The sequence below is a fragment of the Bacillus sp. PK6-013 genome (genome assembly GCF_054161445.1).
On record NZ_CP096417.1, the window covers coordinates 1,901,401 to 1,922,471 of the forward strand.

General features: G+C 48.2%; 23 protein-coding genes and 1 pseudogene. 23 read left to right on the top strand and 1 reads right to left on the bottom strand.

Features of this window, described 5'->3' with window-relative positions; translation table 11 throughout:
- Positions 1 to 9 precede the first annotated feature (9 nt).
- From aroC to ypjB, 21 genes and pseudogenes are all read left to right on the top strand, one after another.
- Complete coding sequence (gene aroC / locus M1E03_RS09615; RefSeq protein WP_025811222.1) at positions 10 to 1,182, top strand: chorismate synthase; 1,173 nt, start codon at positions 10 to 12, stop codon at positions 1,180 to 1,182.
- Positions 1,182 to 2,270 (top strand): 3-dehydroquinate synthase, encoded by a 1,089-nt coding sequence (gene aroB / locus M1E03_RS09620; protein ID WP_020451956.1) that lies wholly within the window; start codon positions 1,182 to 1,184, stop codon positions 2,268 to 2,270. Before aroC ends, aroB begins: the two co-directional genes overlap by 1 nt.
- Positions 2,267 to 2,650, top strand: coding sequence for a chorismate mutase (gene aroH, locus M1E03_RS09625; RefSeq protein ID WP_026579379.1), 384 nt, complete (start codon positions 2,267 to 2,269; stop codon positions 2,648 to 2,650). Before aroB ends, aroH begins: the two co-directional genes overlap by 4 nt.
- A 247-nt stretch (positions 2,651 to 2,897) precedes the next feature.
- Entirely contained in the window at positions 2,898 to 4,445 is a 1,548-nt protein-coding gene (trpE, locus tag M1E03_RS09630; protein WP_065643800.1) for an anthranilate synthase component I, read from the top strand.
- Positions 4,417 to 5,433 (top strand): anthranilate phosphoribosyltransferase, encoded by a 1,017-nt coding sequence (trpD, locus tag M1E03_RS09635; protein ID WP_023857447.1) that lies wholly within the window; start codon positions 4,417 to 4,419, stop codon positions 5,431 to 5,433. Before trpE ends, trpD begins: the two co-directional genes overlap by 29 nt.
- Positions 5,426 to 6,184, top strand: coding sequence for an indole-3-glycerol phosphate synthase TrpC (gene trpC / locus M1E03_RS09640; protein WP_023857446.1), 759 nt, complete (start codon positions 5,426 to 5,428; stop codon positions 6,182 to 6,184). The genes trpD and trpC overlap by 8 nt, the downstream gene beginning before the upstream one ends.
- Complete coding sequence (locus tag M1E03_RS09645) at positions 6,184 to 6,840, top strand: phosphoribosylanthranilate isomerase (protein ID WP_025811224.1); 657 nt, start codon at positions 6,184 to 6,186, stop codon at positions 6,838 to 6,840. The genes trpC and M1E03_RS09645 overlap by 1 nt, the downstream gene beginning before the upstream one ends.
- Complete coding sequence (trpB, locus tag M1E03_RS09650; RefSeq protein ID WP_020451950.1) at positions 6,821 to 8,047, top strand: tryptophan synthase subunit beta; 1,227 nt, start codon at positions 6,821 to 6,823, stop codon at positions 8,045 to 8,047. Before M1E03_RS09645 ends, trpB begins: the two co-directional genes overlap by 20 nt.
- Positions 8,016 to 8,820 (top strand): annotated as a pseudogene (gene trpA, locus M1E03_RS09655) (tryptophan synthase subunit alpha). The gene trpB and the pseudogene trpA overlap by 32 nt, the downstream one beginning before the upstream one ends.
- Positions 8,821 to 8,829: 9 nt before the next feature.
- Entirely contained in the window at positions 8,830 to 9,915 is a 1,086-nt protein-coding gene (gene hisC, locus M1E03_RS09660) for a histidinol-phosphate transaminase (protein ID WP_079289295.1), read from the top strand.
- Positions 9,916 to 9,969: 54 nt separating this feature from the next.
- Complete coding sequence (locus M1E03_RS09665; RefSeq protein ID WP_025811226.1) at positions 9,970 to 11,085, top strand: prephenate dehydrogenase; 1,116 nt, start codon at positions 9,970 to 9,972, stop codon at positions 11,083 to 11,085.
- A gap of 10 nt (positions 11,086 to 11,095) precedes the next feature.
- Positions 11,096 to 12,382, top strand: a complete 1,287-nt coding sequence (gene aroA, locus M1E03_RS09670) for a 3-phosphoshikimate 1-carboxyvinyltransferase (protein WP_023857440.1) — start codon at positions 11,096 to 11,098, stop codon at positions 12,380 to 12,382.
- 232 nt (positions 12,383 to 12,614) lie between these two features.
- Positions 12,615 to 13,889, top strand: coding sequence for a tetratricopeptide repeat protein (locus M1E03_RS09675; RefSeq protein WP_023857438.1), 1,275 nt, complete (start codon positions 12,615 to 12,617; stop codon positions 13,887 to 13,889).
- A 68-nt stretch (positions 13,890 to 13,957) separates the two neighbouring features.
- Positions 13,958 to 14,497 carry a ReoY family proteolytic degradation factor gene (locus tag M1E03_RS09680; protein ID WP_020451944.1) on the top strand — a complete coding sequence of 180 codons (540 nt, stop codon included), beginning with the start codon at positions 13,958 to 13,960 and terminating at the stop codon, positions 14,495 to 14,497.
- Positions 14,498 to 14,579: 82 nt separating this feature from the next.
- Positions 14,580 to 15,026 carry a YpiF family protein gene (locus tag M1E03_RS09685; RefSeq protein ID WP_020451943.1) on the top strand — a complete coding sequence of 149 codons (447 nt, stop codon included), beginning with the start codon at positions 14,580 to 14,582 and terminating at the stop codon, positions 15,024 to 15,026.
- Between the two features lie 146 nt (positions 15,027 to 15,172).
- Positions 15,173 to 15,679, top strand: coding sequence for a QcrA and Rieske domain-containing protein (locus M1E03_RS09690; RefSeq protein ID WP_003182954.1), 507 nt, complete (start codon positions 15,173 to 15,175; stop codon positions 15,677 to 15,679).
- A 2-nt stretch (positions 15,680 to 15,681) separates the two neighbouring features.
- Positions 15,682 to 16,356: a menaquinol-cytochrome c reductase cytochrome b subunit gene (gene qcrB / locus M1E03_RS09695; RefSeq protein WP_003182952.1), complete on the top strand. Its 675-nt coding sequence runs from the start codon at positions 15,682 to 15,684 to the stop codon at positions 16,354 to 16,356.
- A gap of 32 nt (positions 16,357 to 16,388) precedes the next feature.
- On the top strand, positions 16,389 to 17,156 hold the full coding sequence (locus M1E03_RS09700) for a menaquinol-cytochrome c reductase cytochrome b/c subunit (protein WP_020451942.1): 768 nt from the start codon (positions 16,389 to 16,391) through the stop codon (positions 17,154 to 17,156).
- A 35-nt stretch (positions 17,157 to 17,191) separates the two neighbouring features.
- Positions 17,192 to 17,341 (top strand): hypothetical protein, encoded by a 150-nt coding sequence (locus M1E03_RS09705; RefSeq protein WP_164468298.1) that lies wholly within the window; start codon positions 17,192 to 17,194, stop codon positions 17,339 to 17,341.
- A gap of 52 nt (positions 17,342 to 17,393) precedes the next feature.
- Positions 17,394 to 17,978, top strand: a complete 585-nt coding sequence (gene lhaT, locus M1E03_RS09710; RefSeq protein ID WP_026579388.1) for a lipoprotein heptaprenylglyceryl N-acetyltransferase LhaT — start codon at positions 17,394 to 17,396, stop codon at positions 17,976 to 17,978.
- 74 nt (positions 17,979 to 18,052) lie between these two features.
- Positions 18,053 to 18,853, top strand: coding sequence for a sporulation protein YpjB (gene ypjB / locus M1E03_RS09715; protein ID WP_035338516.1), 801 nt, complete (start codon positions 18,053 to 18,055; stop codon positions 18,851 to 18,853).
- Between the two features lie 44 nt (positions 18,854 to 18,897).
- Here ypjB and M1E03_RS09720 read toward each other — a convergent pair whose 3' ends face one another.
- A complete protein-coding gene (locus M1E03_RS09720; RefSeq protein ID WP_023857433.1) occupies positions 18,898 to 19,770 on the bottom strand; it encodes a YitT family protein in 873 nt (290 codons plus the stop codon).
- Positions 19,771 to 19,907: 137 nt separating this feature from the next.
- Between M1E03_RS09720 and M1E03_RS09725 the strand changes: the two genes are divergently transcribed.
- Positions 19,908 to 20,246 carry a nucleotide pyrophosphohydrolase gene (locus M1E03_RS09725; RefSeq protein ID WP_023857432.1) on the top strand — a complete coding sequence of 113 codons (339 nt, stop codon included), beginning with the start codon at positions 19,908 to 19,910 and terminating at the stop codon, positions 20,244 to 20,246.
- Positions 20,247 to 20,258: 12 nt separating this feature from the next.
- Entirely contained in the window at positions 20,259 to 21,062 is an 804-nt protein-coding gene (dapB, locus tag M1E03_RS09730) for a 4-hydroxy-tetrahydrodipicolinate reductase (protein WP_195536676.1), read from the top strand.
- Positions 21,063 to 21,071: the final 9 nt, after the last annotated feature.

The following is a 21,071-nucleotide window of genomic DNA, read 5'->3' on the forward strand; positions in this document are numbered from 1 at the left end:
AACGAAAGCATGAGGTATTTAACAGCCGGTGAATCTCACGGTCCGCAGCTTACGACAATTATCGAAGGAGTCCCAGCAGGGCTTTATATCACAAAAGAAGACATTGATTACGAGCTTCAAAGACGTCAAAAAGGCCACGGCCGCGGACGCCGGATGCAAATCGAAAAAGATCAGGCACGGATCACAAGCGGTGTAAGGCACGGGCGTTCTCTTGGATCGCCGATCGCTCTCGTCGTCGAAAACAACGACTGGAAACACTGGACGAAAATCATGGGATCAGAGCCGATCACGGCTGAAGAAGAAAGCGAAATGAAACGACAGATTTCAAGGCCAAGACCGGGTCACGCTGATTTGAACGGCGCGATCAAATACGGGCACAGAGATATGCGCAACGTGCTTGAACGTTCATCTGCCAGAGAAACGACCGTCCGTGTGGCGGCAGGAGCCGTCGCCAAAAAGATTCTTTCCCAGCTCGGCATCCAAGTGGCCGGCCACGTGCTGGAGATCGGCGGAGTAAAAGCCGAAAAAACAAATTATGAATCTATCGAAGACTTGAAAAAAGTAACCGAAGAGTCTCCTGTCAGATGCTATGACGAAGAAGCGGGCAGAAAAATGATGGACGCGATCGATGAAGCAAAAGCAAATGGCGATTCGATCGGCGGAATCGTCGAGGTGATTGTTGAAGGGGTGCCGGTAGGAGTCGGCAGCTATGTCCATTACGACCGCAAACTCGACAGCAAGCTGGCTGCCGCCGTGCTGAGCATCAATGCTTTTAAAGGTGTTGAATTCGGCATCGGCTTTGAAGCTGCACGCAAAAACGGCAGTGAAGTCCATGACGAAATCATTTGGGACGAAGAAAAAGGCTATACGCGCGCTACAAACCGTCTCGGCGGCCTTGAAGGCGGGATGACAACGGGAATGCCGATTGTCGTCAGAGGCGTGATGAAGCCGATTCCAACGTTGTACAAACCGCTCAAAAGCGTTGATATCGAGACGAAAGAACCGTTTACAGCAAGCATCGAGCGTTCTGATTCCTGCGCTGTCCCTGCCGCAAGCGTAGTGGCTGAAGCGGTTGTTGCATGGGAAATCGCCAAGGCGATCGTCGAGCAGTTTGGCGTTGACCAAATGGACCGGATCGCTGAAAATGTTGAGAAAATGAGAAAGCTTGCGAGGGAGTTTTAATGAAATCACTTCAAATCGAAACCGCTTCTTTGTCCTACCCGGTGTTCATCGGGGGAGGCATTAGAAAAAACGCGGCAGAGCTCTTGTCATCCTTGAACCTTCCGATGACGAAAGTGCTATTGATCACCGACGAAGAAGTTGATAAACACTATGGAGAAGAACTGTTCGGCCTTCTCCGCAGCAAATGGCCCGTCAAAAAGGTTGCGGTGCCAAGCGGTGAACAGGCCAAATCAATCGATCTGTTTATGAAGCTCCAGACGGAAGCCATTCAATTTCACCTTGACCGTTCGTCATGCATTGTGGCGCTGGGAGGCGGCGTTGTCGGCGATCTTGCAGGGTTCGTCGCTTCAACTTTTATGAGGGGCATCGATTATGTGCAATTCCCAACGACTCTGCTGTCTCATGATAGCGCGGTCGGAGGGAAAGTTGCCATTAATCATCCGCTCGGAAAAAACTTAATCGGCGCTTTTCATCAGCCGAAGGCGGTGGTTTATGATACCGAATGCTTGAGCACGCTTTCTGAAAAAGAAATGCGTTCAGGTCTTGCGGAAGTCATTAAGCACGCATTTATCCGTGATGAATCTTTCTTGAACGAATTGCTTAAAATTGATTCAATTAAAGCGATTACGACCGGCCAGCTCAGTGAAATGGTGTACAAAGGCATTTCGATTAAAGCGGAAGTTGTCTCACAAGACGAGCGCGAACAGGGAATCAGGGCCTATCTGAATTTTGGGCACACGCTTGGCCACGCCGTTGAAGCCGAATACGGCTACGGAGAGATGACCCATGGCGACGCTGTCGCTTTAGGCATGCAATTTGCTTTGTTTGTCAGCGAGAAGGTGTTGAATTGTCCTGTTGACCGCACAAAAATCGCCGCCTGGCTGAAAAATCTCGGCTATCCGGAAAGCGTAAAACGCGAAGTTTCAACAGAAGCTCTCATCAATCGAATGATGAACGATAAAAAAACACGCGGAGGCATCATTCAGTTTGTTCTGCTGGATAAGATCGGCAGTGTGCGGCTGCACTCCTTTAAAGCCGATGAAATTGAACGATGGCTGAATATGTGGAGATTGGAGGGAGGCAAATGATGATGCGCGGAATTCGGGGAGCGACGACAGTTGACCGGGATACAGAAAAAGACATTACGGAGCGGACGAAGCAGCTGATCGGAAAAATGATCGATGAAAATCAACTCAAACCTGAGCAAGTTGTGCAGATCTTCATTTCTGCCACTTCCGATATTCACGCTGCTTTTCCCGCAAAGGTCGTCAGAACGTTTGACGGCTGGCAGCATGTGCCCGTCATGTGCATGCAGGAAATGGATGTTGAACACGCCCTTAAAAAATGCATCAGAGTGATGATGACGGTTCAGACGGATATGCGGCAGGATGAAGTCCGCCACGTTTATTTAGAAAATGCCGTAACGCTCAGACCTGATTTATCATTGACAAAAAATACTGAATTGTAATACGATTGTAGAAACCTTGAAATACACAGGAGTGTGTATGGGGTTTTAGTTTAGAAAAGCTGAGTATGAGACTAGGGTAGATTGAGAATGAGCTGAGATGAGCTGAGTTGAGACAAAACGTTTATTCATTCTACCCAAAAGACGCTGTTCTTTTGGGTTTGTTTCGTTTTCCCCTCTTCAATTCAATCATTTGTCCTCTAAAGGCCTTCTTCTCATTCTCTCCGCCTGAATAAGGAGTGAGAGATTGTTGAGTCTGCAAACCGATTTTGCCTCTTTTTCAGAGGATACTTCACACTTTAAAACAATACCGATAATTGAGAGTTTTTCCGTCGATACGCTGACGCCCGTTCAATTGGTCGAGAAGCTGCAGGAAAACATCGTGTATTTGCTGGAAAGCCAGAATGAAACCTCTGCATGGTCAAGATATTCTTTCATCGGTCTGGATCCCTTTTTGACGATCAAAGAAGAATGCGGCCGGTTTCACGCCTGCGATCAAAAGCAGAAAAAGCTTTATTCAGCTTCACAGTTAAAAGAAATTCTCGAATGGATGTCGGAGACATATTCGATCAAAGCGCCTGAGCTCGACATCCCGTTTACAGGGGGAGCGGTCGGCTATTTAAGCTATGATTTAATGCCGCTTATTGAACCGTCCGTCAAAGGGCACAGCAAAGAAACGGAGATGGAAAAATGCCTCCTGTTTGTCTGCCGGACGATGATCGCCTATGATCACGAGCTGAAAAAGCTGCATTTCATCCACTATGCAAGGCTTGAAGGCAGTGAAACAAGGGAGGAGAAACAGCGCATTTTTAAAAAGGGGAAAGAAGAGCTCAAACAGCTTACACACAGGCTGTCAGGCCGGAAAACGACGAAAGAGCTGTTTCTCCCGCAAGGACGGCACACGGCCCCCAGCTTTAAAGGGGTTCAATCAACATATGAGAAATCCCGGTTTTTGGCCGATGTCAATCGCTTGAAAGAGTACATTAAAGCGGGAGACATTTTTCAAGGCGTCCTTTCGCAAAGGTTCGATATTCCGGTGAAGGTCAGTTCTTTTGAGTTATACAGAGTGCTGAGAATGGTCAACCCGTCCCCGTACATGTACTACATGAAGCTTCCTGACCGCGATCTCGTCGGAAGCTCGCCTGAACGCCTGATCCATGTTCAAAACGGTCATCTTGAAATTCATCCGATTGCCGGCACGAGGAAAAGAGGCGGTGATCAGGCTGAAGATAAGCGGCTCGAAAAAGATCTTTTGGCTGATGAGAAAGAAAAAGCGGAGCACTACATGCTCGTCGATTTGGCGAGAAATGATATCGGCAGAGTAGCTGAGTACGGATCTGTCCAAGTGCCCGAGTTTACGAAAATCGTTTCCTTTTCACACGTCATGCACATCATTTCGATCGTAACCGGCTCGTTAAAAGCGGGCGTTCATCCGGTAGACGCTTTAATGAGCGCATTTCCGGCCGGAACTTTGACCGGCGCTCCGAAAATCCGCGCGATTCAGCTTTTAAATGAACTTGAGCCCGAACCGAGGGAAACATATGGGGGATGCATTGCTTATATCGGATTTGACGGAAATATCGATTCATGCATCACGATCCGGACGATGAGCGTGAAAAACGGAGTGGCGTCCATCCAGGCCGGAGCAGGCATCGTAGCCGACTCCGTGCCTGAAAAAGAGTGGGAAGAGACCTGCAATAAAGCGGGGGCTCTGTTAAAAACGATTCAAATCGCTGAAGAAATGTTTCTCGAAAAGGGGGAGGACGGCAATGAACGAACTGCTGAAATCATGCGTTAATGGAGGAACAATGAATGAAACCGAGGCACACAGCATCATGCGTGACATGATGACCGGCTCGCTGAGCGCCGCGGAAATTGGAGGCCTCCTGTCCGTTCTCGCCTACAGGGGAGAAACGGCTGAAGAGATTGCGGGATTTGTCAGAGCCATGCGGGAGCAGGCGCAAACAATAAACGGGCCGGAAGATGTTGTTGATACGTGCGGAACCGGAGGAGACGGAAGCTCCACCTTCAACATTTCCACAGCGGCGGCGATCATCGCTTCATCAGCCGGGGCAAAAATCGCCAAACACGGTAATCGTTCCGTTTCTTCAAAAAGCGGGAGCGCTGATGTTCTCGAATATCTCGGCGTTTCAATTCAGACGTCGCCTGAAGAAACGATTCAGAGCATTGAACGCCGCAATATGGGATTCCTCTATGCGCCAAGCTATCACTCTTCCATGAAGCACGTGGCCGGCGCAAGGAAGGATTTGGCTTTTAGAACCGTATTCAATCTGCTCGGCCCGCTCAGCAATCCAATGAAAGCCAAGCGCCAGGTGATCGGCGTCTACTCGATTGAAAAAGCAAAGCTCATGGCCCGCGCACTTGAAGCGTTTGAACCGGAACACGTATTGTTTGTATCGAGCCGGGACGGTCTTGATGAACTGTCGATCACATCGCCGACAGATGTGATTGAACTGAAAGGCGGCAAAACATACGAATACACCGTTGAGCCTGGCGATGTCGGTCTGCCGTTCGGCAGGATAAGCGACATTCAGGTGGCGACGCCTGAAGAAAGCGGCCGTCTCATCGTCGATATTTTGAAAAACCGCGCTCCGGATTCGGCTGTTCATATCGCAGCGTTTAATGCCGGAGCCGCTTTATACGTCGCAGAACAGGCGCCGGGTTTAAAAGAAGGCGTTGCACTCGCTTTAGAAGCTGTTGCAAGCGGTGAGGCGCTTGATCAGCTGGAACGATTAAAACAGAAAGAGGAAGAGTTGTATGCTTAATCAAATTATTGATAGAAAACGAGAAGACATTCTGAAAATCGAACTGCCGGAAGATTTGAAGCTGCCAAAGCGGTCATTTAAAAAGGCGCTTCTTTCTCCTAACCGGTTTGTCGCTTTAATTGCGGAGGTGAAAAAAGCTTCACCGTCAAAAGGTGTGATTCAGGAAAACTTTGAGCCCGTAAAAATCGCTAAACAGTACGAACAGGCTAAAGCCGACTGTTTGTCTGTTCTGACAGATACACCTTTTTTTCAAGGGAAGAACAGTTATTTGTCAGATGTGAAACGCTCGGTTTCGCTGCCAGTACTGCGCAAGGATTTTATCATTGATTCCATTCAGGTTGAAGAAGCGGACCGCATCGGAGCGGATGCGATCCTGCTGATCGGAGAAGCGCTTGAACCGCAAAAGCTGTTTGACCTCTATCAGCAAGCTGCTGAAAAAGGTATGGATGTGCTTGTCGAAGTTCATGGCGAAGAGACGCTTGAAGGTATTTTAAATGTCTTTACACCCGAAATCATCGGCGTAAACAATCGAAATCTAAAAACCTTTGAAACATCCGTCGGGCAAACGGAGCGTATGGCAAAACTCGTTCCGTCAGGGAGCGTTCTTATCAGCGAAAGCGGCATCGGACAATCGGAAGACCTCGCTTTTGTAAAAGCGTGCGGAGCCCGGGCTGTGCTAGTCGGCGAATCGTTAATGAGAGAGCCGTCACAGCTGAAGGCTGTCCATGCGTTATTCGGAGAGAACGGATGATGGAGAAACCGGGCTTGAAATATTGCGGGATTCATTCATTGGAAGATTTAAAGGTGACAGCCCGCTCGAAAGCCGATTACCTCGGATTTATTTTCGCCGAAAGCAGACGGTCGGCAGACCCGGAGGATGTGAAACGCTGGTGTGGCAAAACGGATACAGCGGGTAAAAAGCTTGTCGGCGTCTTTGTTAATGAAAATATTTGCAGAATAGCAGAAATCGTAAAAGATGCCGGTTTGGACGTGATCCAGCTTCACGGAGATGAAACAGAGGCAGATATCAAGCGGCTGAAAAGCATGACAGACTGCGAGATTTGGAAGGCGCTCCACCATGGGGATGATACCGTTCAGCGCATGGCATCTTTCGCACCTTACATCGACGGGTATGTCATCGACTCGTCTGTTAAAGGGCTCAGAGGAGGAACGGGCGTTTCGTTTTCGTGGGACAGCGTTCCGATGTATAAAGATGCAGCGCAAAGAGAAAGAAAGCGACTGTTTATCGCCGGGGGCGTGAACCCGGACACAATCGCGGATCTTTTAAAGCGGCGCCCGCCGGGAATCGACCTGGCAAGCGGAATTGAAGAAAGAGGCAGGAAAAGCGAAAAGCTGATCGGCCTTTTAGAAGAAAGGATGTTTGAACATGTATTCATATCCGAATGAACAAGGCAGGTTTGGTGATTTTGGCGGGAAATTCGTGCCGGAAACACTCATGCAGCCTTTGGAAGAAATCGAAAAAGCGTTTCTTGAACTGAAAGACGACCCCTCGTTTCAAAAGGATTATCAAAAGCTTTTAAAAGACTACTCAGGCAGGCCGACGGCTTTGACGCTCGCTGACCGGCTCACAAAGCAGCTGGGCGGAGCGAAGATTTATTTAAAAAGAGAAGATTTAAACCATACAGGCGCCCACAAAATCAACAATGCCCTCGGCCAGGCTCTGTTGGCCAAGAAAATGGGGAAAACAAAGCTCATCGCTGAAACCGGCGCAGGGCAGCACGGCGTGGCTGCGGCGACTGTCGCTGCAAAGTTCGGCTTGTCATGCATTGTCTTTATGGGTGAAGAAGATGTTGCCAGACAATCGCTGAACGTGTTCCGGATGAAGCTCTTGGGAGCGGAGGTCGTTCCGGTGTCAAGCGGAAACGGGACATTAAAAGATGCTACAAACGAGGCGATCCGTTACTGGGTTCAGCATTGCCAGGATCATTTTTACATGATCGGTTCCGTCGTCGGGCCGCACCCGTATCCTTATATCGTCCGTGAATTTCAACGGATGATCGGCGAAGAGGCGAAAGCGCAGTTTTATCAATTGGAGCAAAGCCTCCCCGATAAAGTTGTCGCCTGTGTCGGAGGCGGAAGCAATGCGATCGGGATGTTCAGCGCGTTCATTGAAGAAACTGTTGAACTGATCGGAGTCGAAGCTGCGGGAAAAGGTGTCGACACCCCCCTTCACGCGGCAACGATCACAAAGGGTACAAAAGGCGTTATCCACGGTTCTTTGACCTACTTGATTCAAGACGAGTACGGACAGATCATTGAGCCTTATTCCATTTCAGCAGGACTTGATTATCCGGGGGTCGGCCCCGAGCACGCTCATCTTCATCAAACAGGGCGCGTCACGTATGAATCTGTCACTGATGATGAAGCGGTCTCGGCATTAAGGCTGCTGACAGAGACAGAGGGCATTTTGCCGGCTATTGAATCCGCCCATGCATTGGCAAAAGCATTTGACATCGCTAAAGAACTGCCGAGAGAGAAAAGTGTTCTCGTCTGCCTTTCAGGCAGGGGAGACAAAGACGTCCATACCTTGATGAAGGTGTTGGAAGAAGAGGTGAATCAAGATGTTCAATCTGAAAAAACAGCCGTCCGATAAGTTATTTGTTCCGTTTATTACAGCGGGAGACCCGCTGCCTGAAATCTCGATCGAGCTGGCGAAATCCCTTCAAGAGGCGGGGGCGTCCGCCCTTGAACTCGGGGTTCCGTATTCTGATCCGCTCGCTGACGGCCCGGTGATTCAGCGCGCGTCCAAAAGGGCGCTTGACAACGACATGAACATCGTAAAAGCGATCAGGCTTGGCGGTGAAATGAAAAAAAAACGGCGTCCATATTCCGATTATTCTCTTTACGTATTATAATCCTGTGTTACAATTAGATACAGATCACTTTTTCGCTTTACTGCGACAAAATCGGCTAAACGGACTCCTTGTACCGGACCTTCCTTTTGAGGAAAGTGTATATTTGCAGCAGCAGTGTAAAAAACACGGGATTACCTATATTTCGCTGGTCGCGCCGACAAGCGAATCGCGCATTCAAAAAATAACGCAGCAAGCGGAAGGTTTTGTGTATTGCGTTTCTTCGCTCGGTGTGACAGGTGTGCGCAATGAATTCGAAGATTCTGTTTCTTCATTTATCAGGTCAGTTAAAGGAATGAGCTCCGTCCCGGTTGCCGTTGGGTTTGGGATTTCCAGCTCCAAACAAGTGGAGATGATGAATGAACTGGCGGACGGCGTTGTCGTGGGAAGCGCCCTTGTCAGAAAGATCGAAGAGCTGAAAGACGAACTCATCGCCCCTGAGACAAGGGAACAAGCCTTAAAGGCGTTTGAGGCATACGCTAAGACATTTAGCGGATCGTACATGGTAAAATGAGGTGACAGAATGTTGCAAATTAAAGAACAGTTAAAACAATTAACGCCTTACAAGCCGGGCAAACCGATTGAAGAGGTCAAAAAAGAATTCAATCTCGACCGGGTCGTCAAGCTCGCTTCCAATGAAAATCCTTACGGCTGTTCGGAAGCGGCAAAAGCAGCGCTCCAGACCGAAGTGCAGCAAATGGCTCTCTATCCTGACGGCTATAGTGCGGCATTAAGAACAAAGCTTGCCTCCCATCTCGGCGTAAACGAAACGAACATCATCCTTGGAAACGGAACGGACGAAGTCATTCAAATTATTTCCCGCTCTTTGTTGGATCCTGCATCAAACACTGTAATGGCGAATCCGACATTTTCACAATACAAGCACAATGCTGTCATCGAAGGAGCGGAAGTCAGGGAAATCGGCCTGCTTGACAACGGCTGCCACGACCTGGATGCAATGCTGGAGGCGATCGATGAACAGACGAAGGTTGTCTGGGTTTGCAGCCCGAACAATCCGACCGGAACGTATGAATCCAGCCGCAACCTGATCCGTTTTCTTGAAAAAGTCCCGGAACATGTCCTTGCTGTCGTCGATGAAGCTTATTACGAATACGTAACGGCTCAAGACTACCCTGAGACCATTCCGCTTTTGGAACGCTTTTCGAACTTGATGATTCTCAGGACGTTTTCAAAAGCTTACGGTTTAGCGTCTTTGAGGGTCGGCTACGGGATTGCCTCTGAACAGCTGATTCAGGCGGTTGAGCCGGCGAGACAGCCGTTTAATACAAACCGGCTCGGCCAGGCTGCCGCGCTTGCCGCGCTGGGCGATCAGGCATTTATCGACGATTGCGTGAGAAAAAACAATGAAGGGCTCAAACAGTACTACGATTTCTGTGATGAGCACGGGCTAAATTACTATCCTTCACAAACGAACTTTGTGCTGATCGATTTTAAACGGAATGCAGACGAACTTTTCATGGAGCTGCTGAAAAAAGGCTATATCGTCAGATCGGGGAATGCGCTCGGCTTTCCGACATTCCTTAGAATATCGGTCGGTACGAAGGAACAGAACGAAGGCTTGTTGAAAACGTTAGCCGGCATGTTGTAAGAGGTGATGATTCAGTCACCTCTTTAGTCTATTGATGAACTTAGGTGATAAAAAATGACTCAACCAAATGAAACGATTTTATTGGCCGGTTTGGGCTTAATCGGCGGTTCGATCGCCCTTGCCATCAAAAAGGAACACCCCGGCAAACGGATCATCGGGTTTGACGTGTCAGAAGAGCAGGCAAGAGCTGCACAAAAGCTTGGCGTTATTGATGCTCCGGCTGTTTCTTTTTTAGAAGGGGTGAAAGAAGCATCAACCGTTTTTTTAGCGGCGCCGGTCGAACAGACGCTTCACATGCTTGATGAACTTGCCGCTTCAGGCATCAGAAAAAAGCTGCTCATTACAGATGTCGGCAGCACGAAACAAAAGGTCGTCAGCCATGCCGAGAAAGTGCTGCCGGATGAATACAGGTTTATCGGGGGCCATCCGATGGCCGGATCGCATAAATCGGGCGTCGCAGCCGCCAAAGACTTCCTTTTCGAGAACGCGTTTTACATTTTGACGCCTTCCGGCTCCGCCGGCAAAGAAGCGGTTGCATCCTTAAAAGATCTGCTCAAAGGAACAAATGCAAAGTTTGTGGAAATGTCTCCGGCTGAACACGACGCCGTTACAAGCGTAATCAGCCACTTTCCGCACGTCGTAGCGGCCAGTCTCGTCCACCAGACCGTCAAATTCGAAGATCATTATCCGCTCGTCAAGCGTTTTGCCGCAGGGGGCTTCCGCGATATTACGAGAATTGCCTCAAGCAGCCCGGCGATGTGGCGCGATATTCTTTTGCACAATAAAGATAAAATATTGGAACGGTTTGACGAATGGAAATTTGAGCTGGACAGAATCCAGTCTTTTATCGAAAATGAAGATGCAGACGGGCTGTTTGAATTTTTTCGGCAGGCCAAGGAATACCGCGACGGTCTGCCTTTGCGGCAAAAAGGCGCGATTCCTTCCTTTTACGATCTTTATGTCGATGTCCCCGACCATCCCGGGGTCATCTCGGAAATTACGGCGATTCTCGCTGACGAGAAAATCAGCATTACGAACATCCGGATTATTGAAACAAGGGAAGACATAAACGGTGTTCTCAGAATCAGCTTTCAATCCGATGAAGATCGAAAACGCGCCGAAAAATGCATTCAAACCCGCGCAAAATATGAAACATTTTATGCTGATTGAGGTGGAACACATGAAAAGAGGAAAAATCAGTTCACTAAAAGGAGAGCTTCATATTCCGGGAGATAAATCCATCTCTCATCGCTCTGTTATGTTCGGAGCCATAGCAGAAGGGAAAACGGTCATCAAAAACTTTTTGCCAGGAGCTGACTGCTTGAGCACGATCGCCTGCTTTCGGAAAATGGGTGTGGAAATCGAACAGAATGGCAGTGATGTCACCGTCCTCGGCAAAGGGCTCGATCAGCTGGCTGAACCTGCGGAACTCCTTGACGTGGGGAATTCCGGAACGACGATCAGGCTGATGCTCGGCATTTTGGCGGGACGCCCGTTTCACAGCACAGTCGCCGGCGATGAGAGCATCGCCAAAAGGCCGATGAAGCGTGTCACAGAACCGCTTCGAAAAATGGGAGCGAAAATCGACGGCCGCGCCGGAGGGGAATATACACCGCTCTCTGTCCGCGGCGGACATCTGGCAGCGATCGATTTTCAGTCGCCTGTTGCAAGTGCGCAAATCAAATCTGCCGTTTTGCTTGCAGGTCTGCAGGCCGAAGGCGCCACAACGGTGACGGAGCCTCATAAATCAAGAGACCATACGGAACGGATGCTGTCAATGTTCGGTGTCAGCCTTCAGGAAGATGAAACAAGCGTAACAATTGAGGGCGGGCAGCAGCTGAAAGCGGCCGAAGTCTTCGTGCCGGGTGATATTTCATCAGCTGCGTTTTTCCTGGCAGCGGCTTCCCTAGTTCCTGACAGTGAAGTCGTGCTTCGCAATGTCGGACTCAATCCGACCAGGACGGGAATCATCGATGTCTTGAAAGAAATGGGGGCCGATCTTGAAATCGAAGAAAAAAATGCCGGAAACGCCGAGCCGTACGGCGATCTCAGAATCAAAACGTCCTCTTTGAAAGCCGCTGAGATTTCGGGCGATTTGATCCCGCGCCTCATCGATGAAATACCGATCATCGCTCTTCTCGCTACACAGGCTGAAGGAACGACGGTCATCAAAGACGCGGCTGAGCTCAAAGTAAAAGAAACGAACCGAATCGATACCGTCGCCTCAGAGCTGAAAAAAATCGGTGCGAACATCGAGCCGACAGAAGACGGGATGAAGATTCACGGCAGGACGCCTCTTACAGGCGGCGCGAAAGTCTCAAGCCACGGGGACCACCGGATCGGAATGATGCTGGGAATCGCCGCCTGCATCTGCGAGCAGCCGATCGACATTTTACAGCCTGAAGCTGTGAGCGTCTCATATCCTTCGTTTTTTGAACATATTGAAAAGCTTGCAAAAAAAGCCTGAAGCCTTGTGCTCAGGCTTTTTCAGCCCGGAAAATCATGAAAGCCGGGCGTTTGATCATAAAACGAATGTCTCCCGCATAGCTTGTCTTAACAGAATCAATCTGCTTCATACAGGTGTGCGGGCAACATATTTGCCGGAAGCCGCCGCGTGAATTATGATAGTAAGTAACTCACCGCGATATGCCGGCTGATACGGCAGGCGATGAATTGACGAAAGAAAGGGACGTTTAGATTTGAATACTTCGATTCAAGAAGCCATAAAATTAGTTGAAGCAGGCCACCCGGAAAGCGGATTGAAAAAGCTTGCTGATATCGAGTCTGACCTTCATGATGAAGACAAAGCCATAGTAGCTCAGCTGTATTACGAATGGGGCATTGTCGATAAGGCTATCGCCATAGCGAATGATCTCCATGAACTGTATCCGGATGAAACGGAACTGACATGCTTTTATGCCGAACTCCTCATCGAAACCGACCAGGAAGAAAAAGCGCTCAGCGTGCTCGAAACGATTCCGGAAACAGATGAAGCGTACCCGCAGTGCCTGCTTTTAATGGCTGACCTCTATCAGATGCAGGGTCTGTTTGAAGTCAGCGAGCAAAAGCTGTTAAAGGCCCAAGCCATTTTGCCGGATGAGCCGATTATCGATTTTGCCTTGGGAGAGCTGTATTTCACTCAGGGAGCTTACGGCAAAGCGGTCCGTCAATTCAAAAAAGCGGCCGAAGAAGAAGCCGTCATCGGCGGCGTCAATGTGTACCAAAGGCTGGCGGAATCATTAAGTTCATCCGGCGCGTTTGAAGAAGCGCTTGAATGGTATGAAAAAGCCGTCAAGGAGAACCCGGAGCCCAACACACTGTTCGGGTTTGGTTTTACGGCGCTGAAAGCGGGGTATCCTAAAACTGCGATTAAACAACTGACAGAGCTGAAGGAAATGGATCCTGCTTATTCTTCACTTTACAAGCCTCTGGCAAACAGCTTTGAAGCAGAAGGGCTTTATGAAGAAGCATTTGAAACGGCAAAAGAAGGAATCCGCTTCGATGAATTCAACAAAGAGCTTTATCTTTCTGCTGCAAAAGCAGCCTTAAAAACGAAAAGGCATTCGGAAGCGAAAGAGCTGCTTCGTGAAGCGCTGGCGCTGGACCCCGGATTTCTGGAAGCCGTCCATACCCTGCTTGCCCTGTTTCTTGAAGAAGACGACGATGAGAGCATTATTGAACTTGTACAGGAAGTGCGCAAATACGGAGAGGATGATCCGAAGTTCAGCTGGCATCTGGCATCGGCGTTCGCCCGGACAGAGGTGTACGACAAGGCGCGTGAGGAATATGAGAACGCATTTTTGCACTATCGGGATGACGCCGATTTCCTTTACGAATATTCAATGTTTCTGCTAGAAGAAGGACGGCGAAAAGAAGCGCTGCCTCTGCTGAAAAAACTGGCAGAGCTCGACCCGGCAAACGAGGAAGTCCAGGAGACGATTTTCAGAATCGAAGATGAAAATTCCTTTGAATAAGCAGGATATGATCGGTTTGTGTGGAATTTATAAAGTAATACACAAGATGCGATAGAGGAGGGAATAACATGCAGACCCCTGTTTCTGTCAATGAAAAAAAAGATTTTATCCGCTGGTTTCTCAACCATTATCAGCTGAAACGAAGAGAGTGTGTATGGATTCTGAATTATTTAATGAGCCATGACTCGCTGATGGAAAAAGTGCATTTTGTCGAGCAGGCCGAATTTTGTCCGAGGGGCATTATCATGTCTACCCACTGCGTTGAGGAAGTGCCTTTTCGTTTTTATAAAGAAAATGTCATGACGACCGATGCAGAAAAATCATTTCATGATATCAGGCTGAATAAGCAGCAGGATCTCTTTATCCAGCTGAACTTCCGCTCAGCCTATAATTCTCCGGAATATGCGGCGGTACTCGAAGCCAACCCCCATATTCCGAAAGACCTATATGAAAATGAAAAAGATAAAATTGTCGCTGAACAGATTTTGGAGCATTCCATTTCCACTTTTCAGAGACAAAAGCTGCTGCGGGAAATCGATGAAGCGCTTGACCGCCAAGATAAAGAGAGCTTCGAAAAACTAGCTAAACAACTGAGCCAGCTGCGATAATCCGCTGCCAATCAAGCCTTGCCGAGAGCAAGGCTTGTTCAGCTCCGGAGAAAGCGCTGTCAAAACGAGGAGGCCGGGAGCCGTGAAATGGAATACGCACGATGCGGATATTTACTTGAACGCGAAAGAATACATCGATACAGCTGTCATCCCTTTAATATCGGTTAATTTGGGAGATCAGTTTAAATCGGCCGTATCAAAAGGGGAATTTACGTCTATACTTGCAGAAGAACTTGAAAGGCAGCTGAAGGGCAGAATCTATTTGTTTCCGCCCTGTACATATTTAGATGCGAATGAAAAATCGGCGCAGCATATCGCCAATTTAAAAGAAATGGCCGGAAAACATTTTCGCCACATCGTTTTTTTAACGACGGATGAACGCTGGAAGCAGGTGCTCGAAAGCGAGCAAAAGCTGCTGTGGGTTCCGGCGATTCCTCTCGAACATATGAAGGATTCGTTAAAGCAGAAGCTGCTGGAAGACCAAATTGAGCAAATATTGAACATTTTGTTACAATATTGGAACTCTTAATAAAAACACTTACATTTCCTTTGTATAATGATTTTGGGAATGTTGACCTTCCTAAAATATTGATATATTATGAGGGTGTCCTAGTTTCATGAATTTTTTTCTATTTCAGTTATATTGTAGCTGGGGACTTGAGGGGGGATATGAAGATGAGCGAAAAAAGACATCGGGTATCCAGACGTCAGTTTTTAAACTATACGCTGACCGGAGTCGGCGGCTTTATGGCGGCGGGGATGCTCATGCCTATGGTTCGCTTCGCGCTCGATCCGGTTTTAAGGCCGACTGAAGATCAGGACATGGTTCAGGTTGTCAGCGTTGATGAATTGACAAATGAACCGCAGCGCTTCGATTTTAAAATCAAACAAGTGGATGCCTGGTACGAATCGGAAGAATCGAGATCAGCGTGGGTTTTCAAAAGTGGGGACGAAATTGTAGCTTTATCACCGGTTTGTAAACATTTGGGGTGTACGGTCAACTGGAACAGCGATCCTAAAAATCCGAATAAGTTCTTTTGTCCGTGCCATTACGGACTTTATGAAAAGGATGGTACCAACGTGCCCGGAACTCCGCCGCTTGCTCCTTTGGACCGCTATGAGCAAGAGGTTAAAGACGGCTACCTTTACTTAGGGAAAGCCAAGCCGAGGAAGGATGGGTGATCATGCTAAACAAAATTTATGACTGGGTGGACGAAAGACTTGACATTACGCCGCTCTGGCGGGACATCGCCGACCATGAAGTTCCTGAACACGTGAACCCGGCTCACCATTTTTCAGCTTTCGTGTACTGCTTCGGGGGATTGACGTTTTTCGTTACGGTGATTCAGGTGCTGTCCGGCATGTTTTTGACGATGTATTACGTTCCGGATATTAAAAACGCCTGGGAATCTGTTTATTATTTGCAGAATGAAGTGGCGTTCGGACAGATTGTAAGGGGAATGCACCACTGGGGTGCAAGCTTGGTCATTGTGATGATGTTTCTTCATACGCTCAGGGTTTTCTTCCAGGGGGCCTATAAGAAGCCGAGAGAGCTGAACTGGATTGTCGGCGTTTTGATCTTCTTTGTCATGCTCGGTTTAGGTTTTACAGGCTACCTTTTGCCTTGGGATATGAAAGCTCTGTTTGCGACAAAAGTAGGTTTGCAGATTGCTGAGGCGACGCCGCTGATCGGCTCGGAAATTAAAACGCTGCTTGCCGGTCATCCGGATATTGTCGGCGCTCAGACGTTGACGCGCTTTTTTGCCATACACGTCTTTTTCCTGCCAGCCGCTCTGTTCGGACTGATGGCTGCACACTTTATCATGATTCGCAAGCAAGGAATTTCTGGGCCGCTGTAAGCGAGCGACTCAATTGAGAAGGAGGGGATGGCATGAAGAGGGGAAAAGGGATGAAGTTTGTCGGTGATTCACGGATCCCGGCGGAAAGAAAACCGAATATTCCAAAAGATTATTCCGAATTTCCAGGGAAAACGGAAGCGTTCTGGCCGAATTTCCTGTTGAAAGAATGGATGGTCGGGGCGGTTTTCCTTGTCGGTTTTCTCGTGCTGACCATCGTGCATGAGCCTCCGCTCGAGCGGATGGCAGATCCGACCGATACCGGCTACATACCTTTGCCAGACTGGTATTTTCTATTTCTTTACCAATTGCTGAAATACGAATATGCTGCCGGGCCGTATACGGTGGTCGGCGCAATTATTATCCCGACAATTGCATTCGGAGCGCTATTATTGGCACCGTTTCTTGACAGAGGCCCTGAAAGAAGGCCGTTTAAACGCCCGGTTGCCGTAGGGTTGATGCTTTTGGCAATTTCAGCGACGATTTTCTTAACATGGCAGTCCGTTGTCACCCACGACTGGGCCGCTGCTGAAGAGCAGGGTAAGATCAAGGAAGAGGCCAATATAGATACGAGTGCAGCAGGGTATAAGATTTATCAGGAGCAAGGCTGTATTTCGTGCCATGGAGACAACATGCAGGGAGGAGCGGCAGGCCCGTCTCTCGTTGACAACGGCTTGTCTCCGGAAGAGATTGCGAAAATCGCCAAGGAAGGAAAAGGCGAAATGCCTGCTGGCGTTTTTAAAGGATCTGATAAAGAGCTTAAAGAACTGTCTAAATTCATCTCCGAAACAACGGCGAAATAAAACGGTTGTCAAGTTGATGAAGGCAGGCTATACTCTTGATAGAGCTGAAGCTGACGCCAAGTCAGCCTCTCGGGCTGTCGACGATGTCGATGGCCTTTTCAATTTTGACCGCTGCTGATCGTGAACCGTACGGAAGCCGGAAAGGCCGCTGCTTCTTGGCGCACGTTTCTGCGGTCAGTCTGTGAAGCTGACTCGGCGGCGGCTTTTTTTATTTAAAGAGACTGTGAGTTGATTGCTTTGAAACTGATTTCCTACATGCTCGCTCAAAAGCCGCTGCTTCTGCTGCTTTTGATCATTAATTTCTTCGGTACGGTTTACGGGTATTACTGGTACCTTCCGCAACTGACGAATACGCCTGCGAAATTTCTGATTTTCGTTCCCGACAGCCCGACGGCGACATTGTTTTTTTTATTTGTTCTCATCGGACTTTTATTGGGAAGGAATGCTCCTCTCTTTGAGGCGCTTGCGCTTGTTACGCTCGTCAAATACGGGCTGTGGGCGGTTGTGATGAATATTCTTGTGCTTGCGGTGTCCGGAAGCCTCCATTGGACGGGCTATATGCTGATCGCGTCGCATTTCGCAATGGCTGTGCAAGGCGTGCTGTACGCCCCTCATTACCGGTTTAAAGGGTGGCATTTGGCGCTTGCGGCTGTTTGGACGCTGCATAATGATGTGATTGATTACTTGTTTGGCATGATGCCGAATTATTCAATGCTCGATCAATATATGCCGCAGATCGGCTATTTTACATTTTGGCTCAGTATCGCTTCGATCGCTTTGGCCTATTACTTGGTTTTGTCCCGGAAAGCTTTTAAGCTGTAACACGGATTCACAATCTAGGTCTAACCTTGTCCCTCTCTTCATACGCTTTAATAGAAGGAGTGGGAGGGACCGTAATGATACGAAAGGTGATCCTTTGCATGATGCTTGCGCTTGTTTTTCCTGCGGCCGGTTTAAAAGCGAAAGAATCATTGGCTTTGCAGGAATTGACGGAACTGTCAGATACGGTATTCCAGCTAACAAGGCAGTCTCAATATGAGGAAGCGGTACAAATTCTTCAATACTTTGAAAAACGGCTGAAAGCAGCGGAGAATGGGGAAACAGAGGGTATTATGACAGGCTCGGAAATCCGCCAGGTCAGTCTGGCCTACCATGATACGCTGAAAAGGCTGGAAAGCGAAGATGTCGCACAGCAGGAAAAATTTAAAGCCGCTGCCCAGTTTAGAATGCTGATGGACGCCATAGAATCTGACCATGATCCGCTGTGGAGCAGTTTGAAAAAGCCGATCATGGATTCTTTCAGCGCTTTGAAGGCCGGGATTCAGAAAGAAGACAACCTGACATTCAGGGAAAAGTGGAATCATTTTTTATCCTTGTATGATACGATTTATCCAAGCTTAACGATTGATGTTTCGCCAAAGCAGTTAAAAAGCGTCTCCAACCATATTGCGGTCGTGGAAAACGGGGGCTTTCAGCAAATGACGGAAAGCAGCAAGCTGGAAAGGCTGACGCTTTTGGAAAAAGATTTGGAAGATGTGTTTGATCAAGTAGAAGAAGATGATGCAGACCCTTCACTATTATGGGTCATCCTGACGACAGGAAGCATTATCCTCTCGACGCTGACATATGTCGGTTTCAGAAAGTATAAAGCTGAAGAGGACAGGCGCAGAAAAAGAGAAAAAGATTGGCCGAAATAAGAAGCTCCGCTGATCGCGAGCTTCTTTTTTTTGCTGACCTTCAATCAGCGTGTGATGGGATTTTTGTTCTCATCAAGCGTAAACCCTTCTCCCAGAACGTCGTGTACGTCGCTTACGGCTACAAAAGCGTGCGGGTCGACAGAGGTAATCACGTTTTTCAGCTGGAAAACCTCATTTTTCGGAACGACGCAGTAGAGAACGTCCCGCTCTGTTTTCGTATATGACCCCTGACCTTTTAAAACCGTGACGCCTCTTTCCATTTCTTCAATGATTTTGCGCTGGATCTGGTCGTTTTTTTCAGAGATGATGGTGGCGCCTTTTGCAGCATAACCGCCTTCCTGCATAAAATCGATGACCTTTGAGGCGACAAATACGGCAACAAGCGTGTACATCGCTTCCTTATAGGAGAGGTAAAAAATAAGGGATAATGTAATGACGCAGGCGTCAAACACAAACATGGCTTTGCCCATCGGCACTTGAAAATATTTGTTGATCAGCCGCACAATAATATCGACGCCGCCCGTCGTTCCGCCGTATCTGAAAATAATGCCCAATCCGGTACCGATAAAAACGCCTGCAAAAAGAGCCGCGAGCGCAAGATCGTTTTGTAGCGGCATATGAATCTGGAAGCGCTGAAAAATCCATAAAAACACCGACAGACTGACTGTGCCGAGAATGGTATATGAGAAGACCGTTCTGCCGAGGAGTTTCCATCCGATGAAGAAGACCGGGATGTTCAGCACCAGATTGGATATGGAAGGATCGATGTTAAACAGGAAATAAAGCAGCAGGGTAATGCCGGTAAAACCGCCTTCCGACAAGTTGTTCTGCATATTAAAATGAACGAGTCCAAAGGAAAAAACAGCGGCGCCTGCTAAAATAAACAGGACGTTCTTCATTCTGATGTCTCCGAACATAAAAAAACTCCTTTCCTTCCATAAGCTGGCGTTAATATTATAGTGTATCCGTTTTAAAACAGCAAACCCGTCTTAAACATTTGTCAAACTTGTTTGAATTCGCTAACATGTAAGAGATGACAGGAGGTTTTGTCAGCATGACGAAAGAAAAAACGATGAAAGATATACAGCGTGAGGTTGACGAATATATCGGCCAGTTTAAAGAAGGCTATTTCAGTCCGCTTGCCATGATGGCCAGGCTGACGGAAGAGCTTGGCGAACTGGCGAGGGAAATCAACCATCATTACGGTGAAAAGCCGAAGAAAAAAACCGAATCGGAAAAAAAGATCGATGAAGAAATCGGCGACGTATTGTTCGTTTTAGTTTGTCTTGCGAATTCGCTTCATATATCATTGGATGAAGCGCATGATATGGTCATGGAGAAGTTCAACACCCGTGACAAAGACCGCTGGACAAGAAAAGAAGAAGGAAAGTAGAGGAGAATCAAGATGCAAAAGGAGACCATTAAAATCGCAATAGCAGGACCGCGCGGAAGAATGGGAAGCGAAGCGGTCAAACTTGTTGAAGATACCGCACATTTTGAGCTTGTCGGTGCAATCGACCGTACATATAACCGTGAAAAGCTGTCAGACGTGATGATATCAAGTTCAGAAGCCGTCATTTACACCGATATTACCGAATGCTTTTCAGAAACGGCTCCGGACGTTCTGATTGATTTGACAACGCCGGAAATCGGCAAGCTACATACAAAAATCGCGCTGGAGCACGGTGTCCGTCCTGTTGTGGGAACGACAGGATTTTCTGAGAGTGACTTGAACGAGCTTATGGAACTGACCGACGAGAAGGGGATCGGAGCCATCATCGCGCCAAACTTCGCGCTCGGAGCCGTGCTGATGATGAAGTTTTCGCAAATGGCTGCCAACTATTTTACCGATGTCGAAATCATTGAACAGCACCATGATCAAAAGCTTGACGCACCAAGCGGAACGGCCTTGAAAACGGCGGAAATGATTTCGGCTGTTCGCGAAGCGAAAACACAGGGACATCCGGATGAAAAAGAAATTCTGCGGGGAGCAAGAGGAGCCGATCAAAACGGAATCCGTCTCCACAGCGTTCGTCTGCCGGGATTGATCGCCCATCAGGAAGTGATGTTCGGCGGAGACGGCCAAACCTTGAAAATCCGTCATGATTCATACAACCGCGCATCTTTTATGTCTGGTGTGAAACTGGCTGTTGAACAAGTGATGAAAATCGATCAGCTTGTCTACGGCCTTGAAAATATCATAGAGTAACAAGAAGGG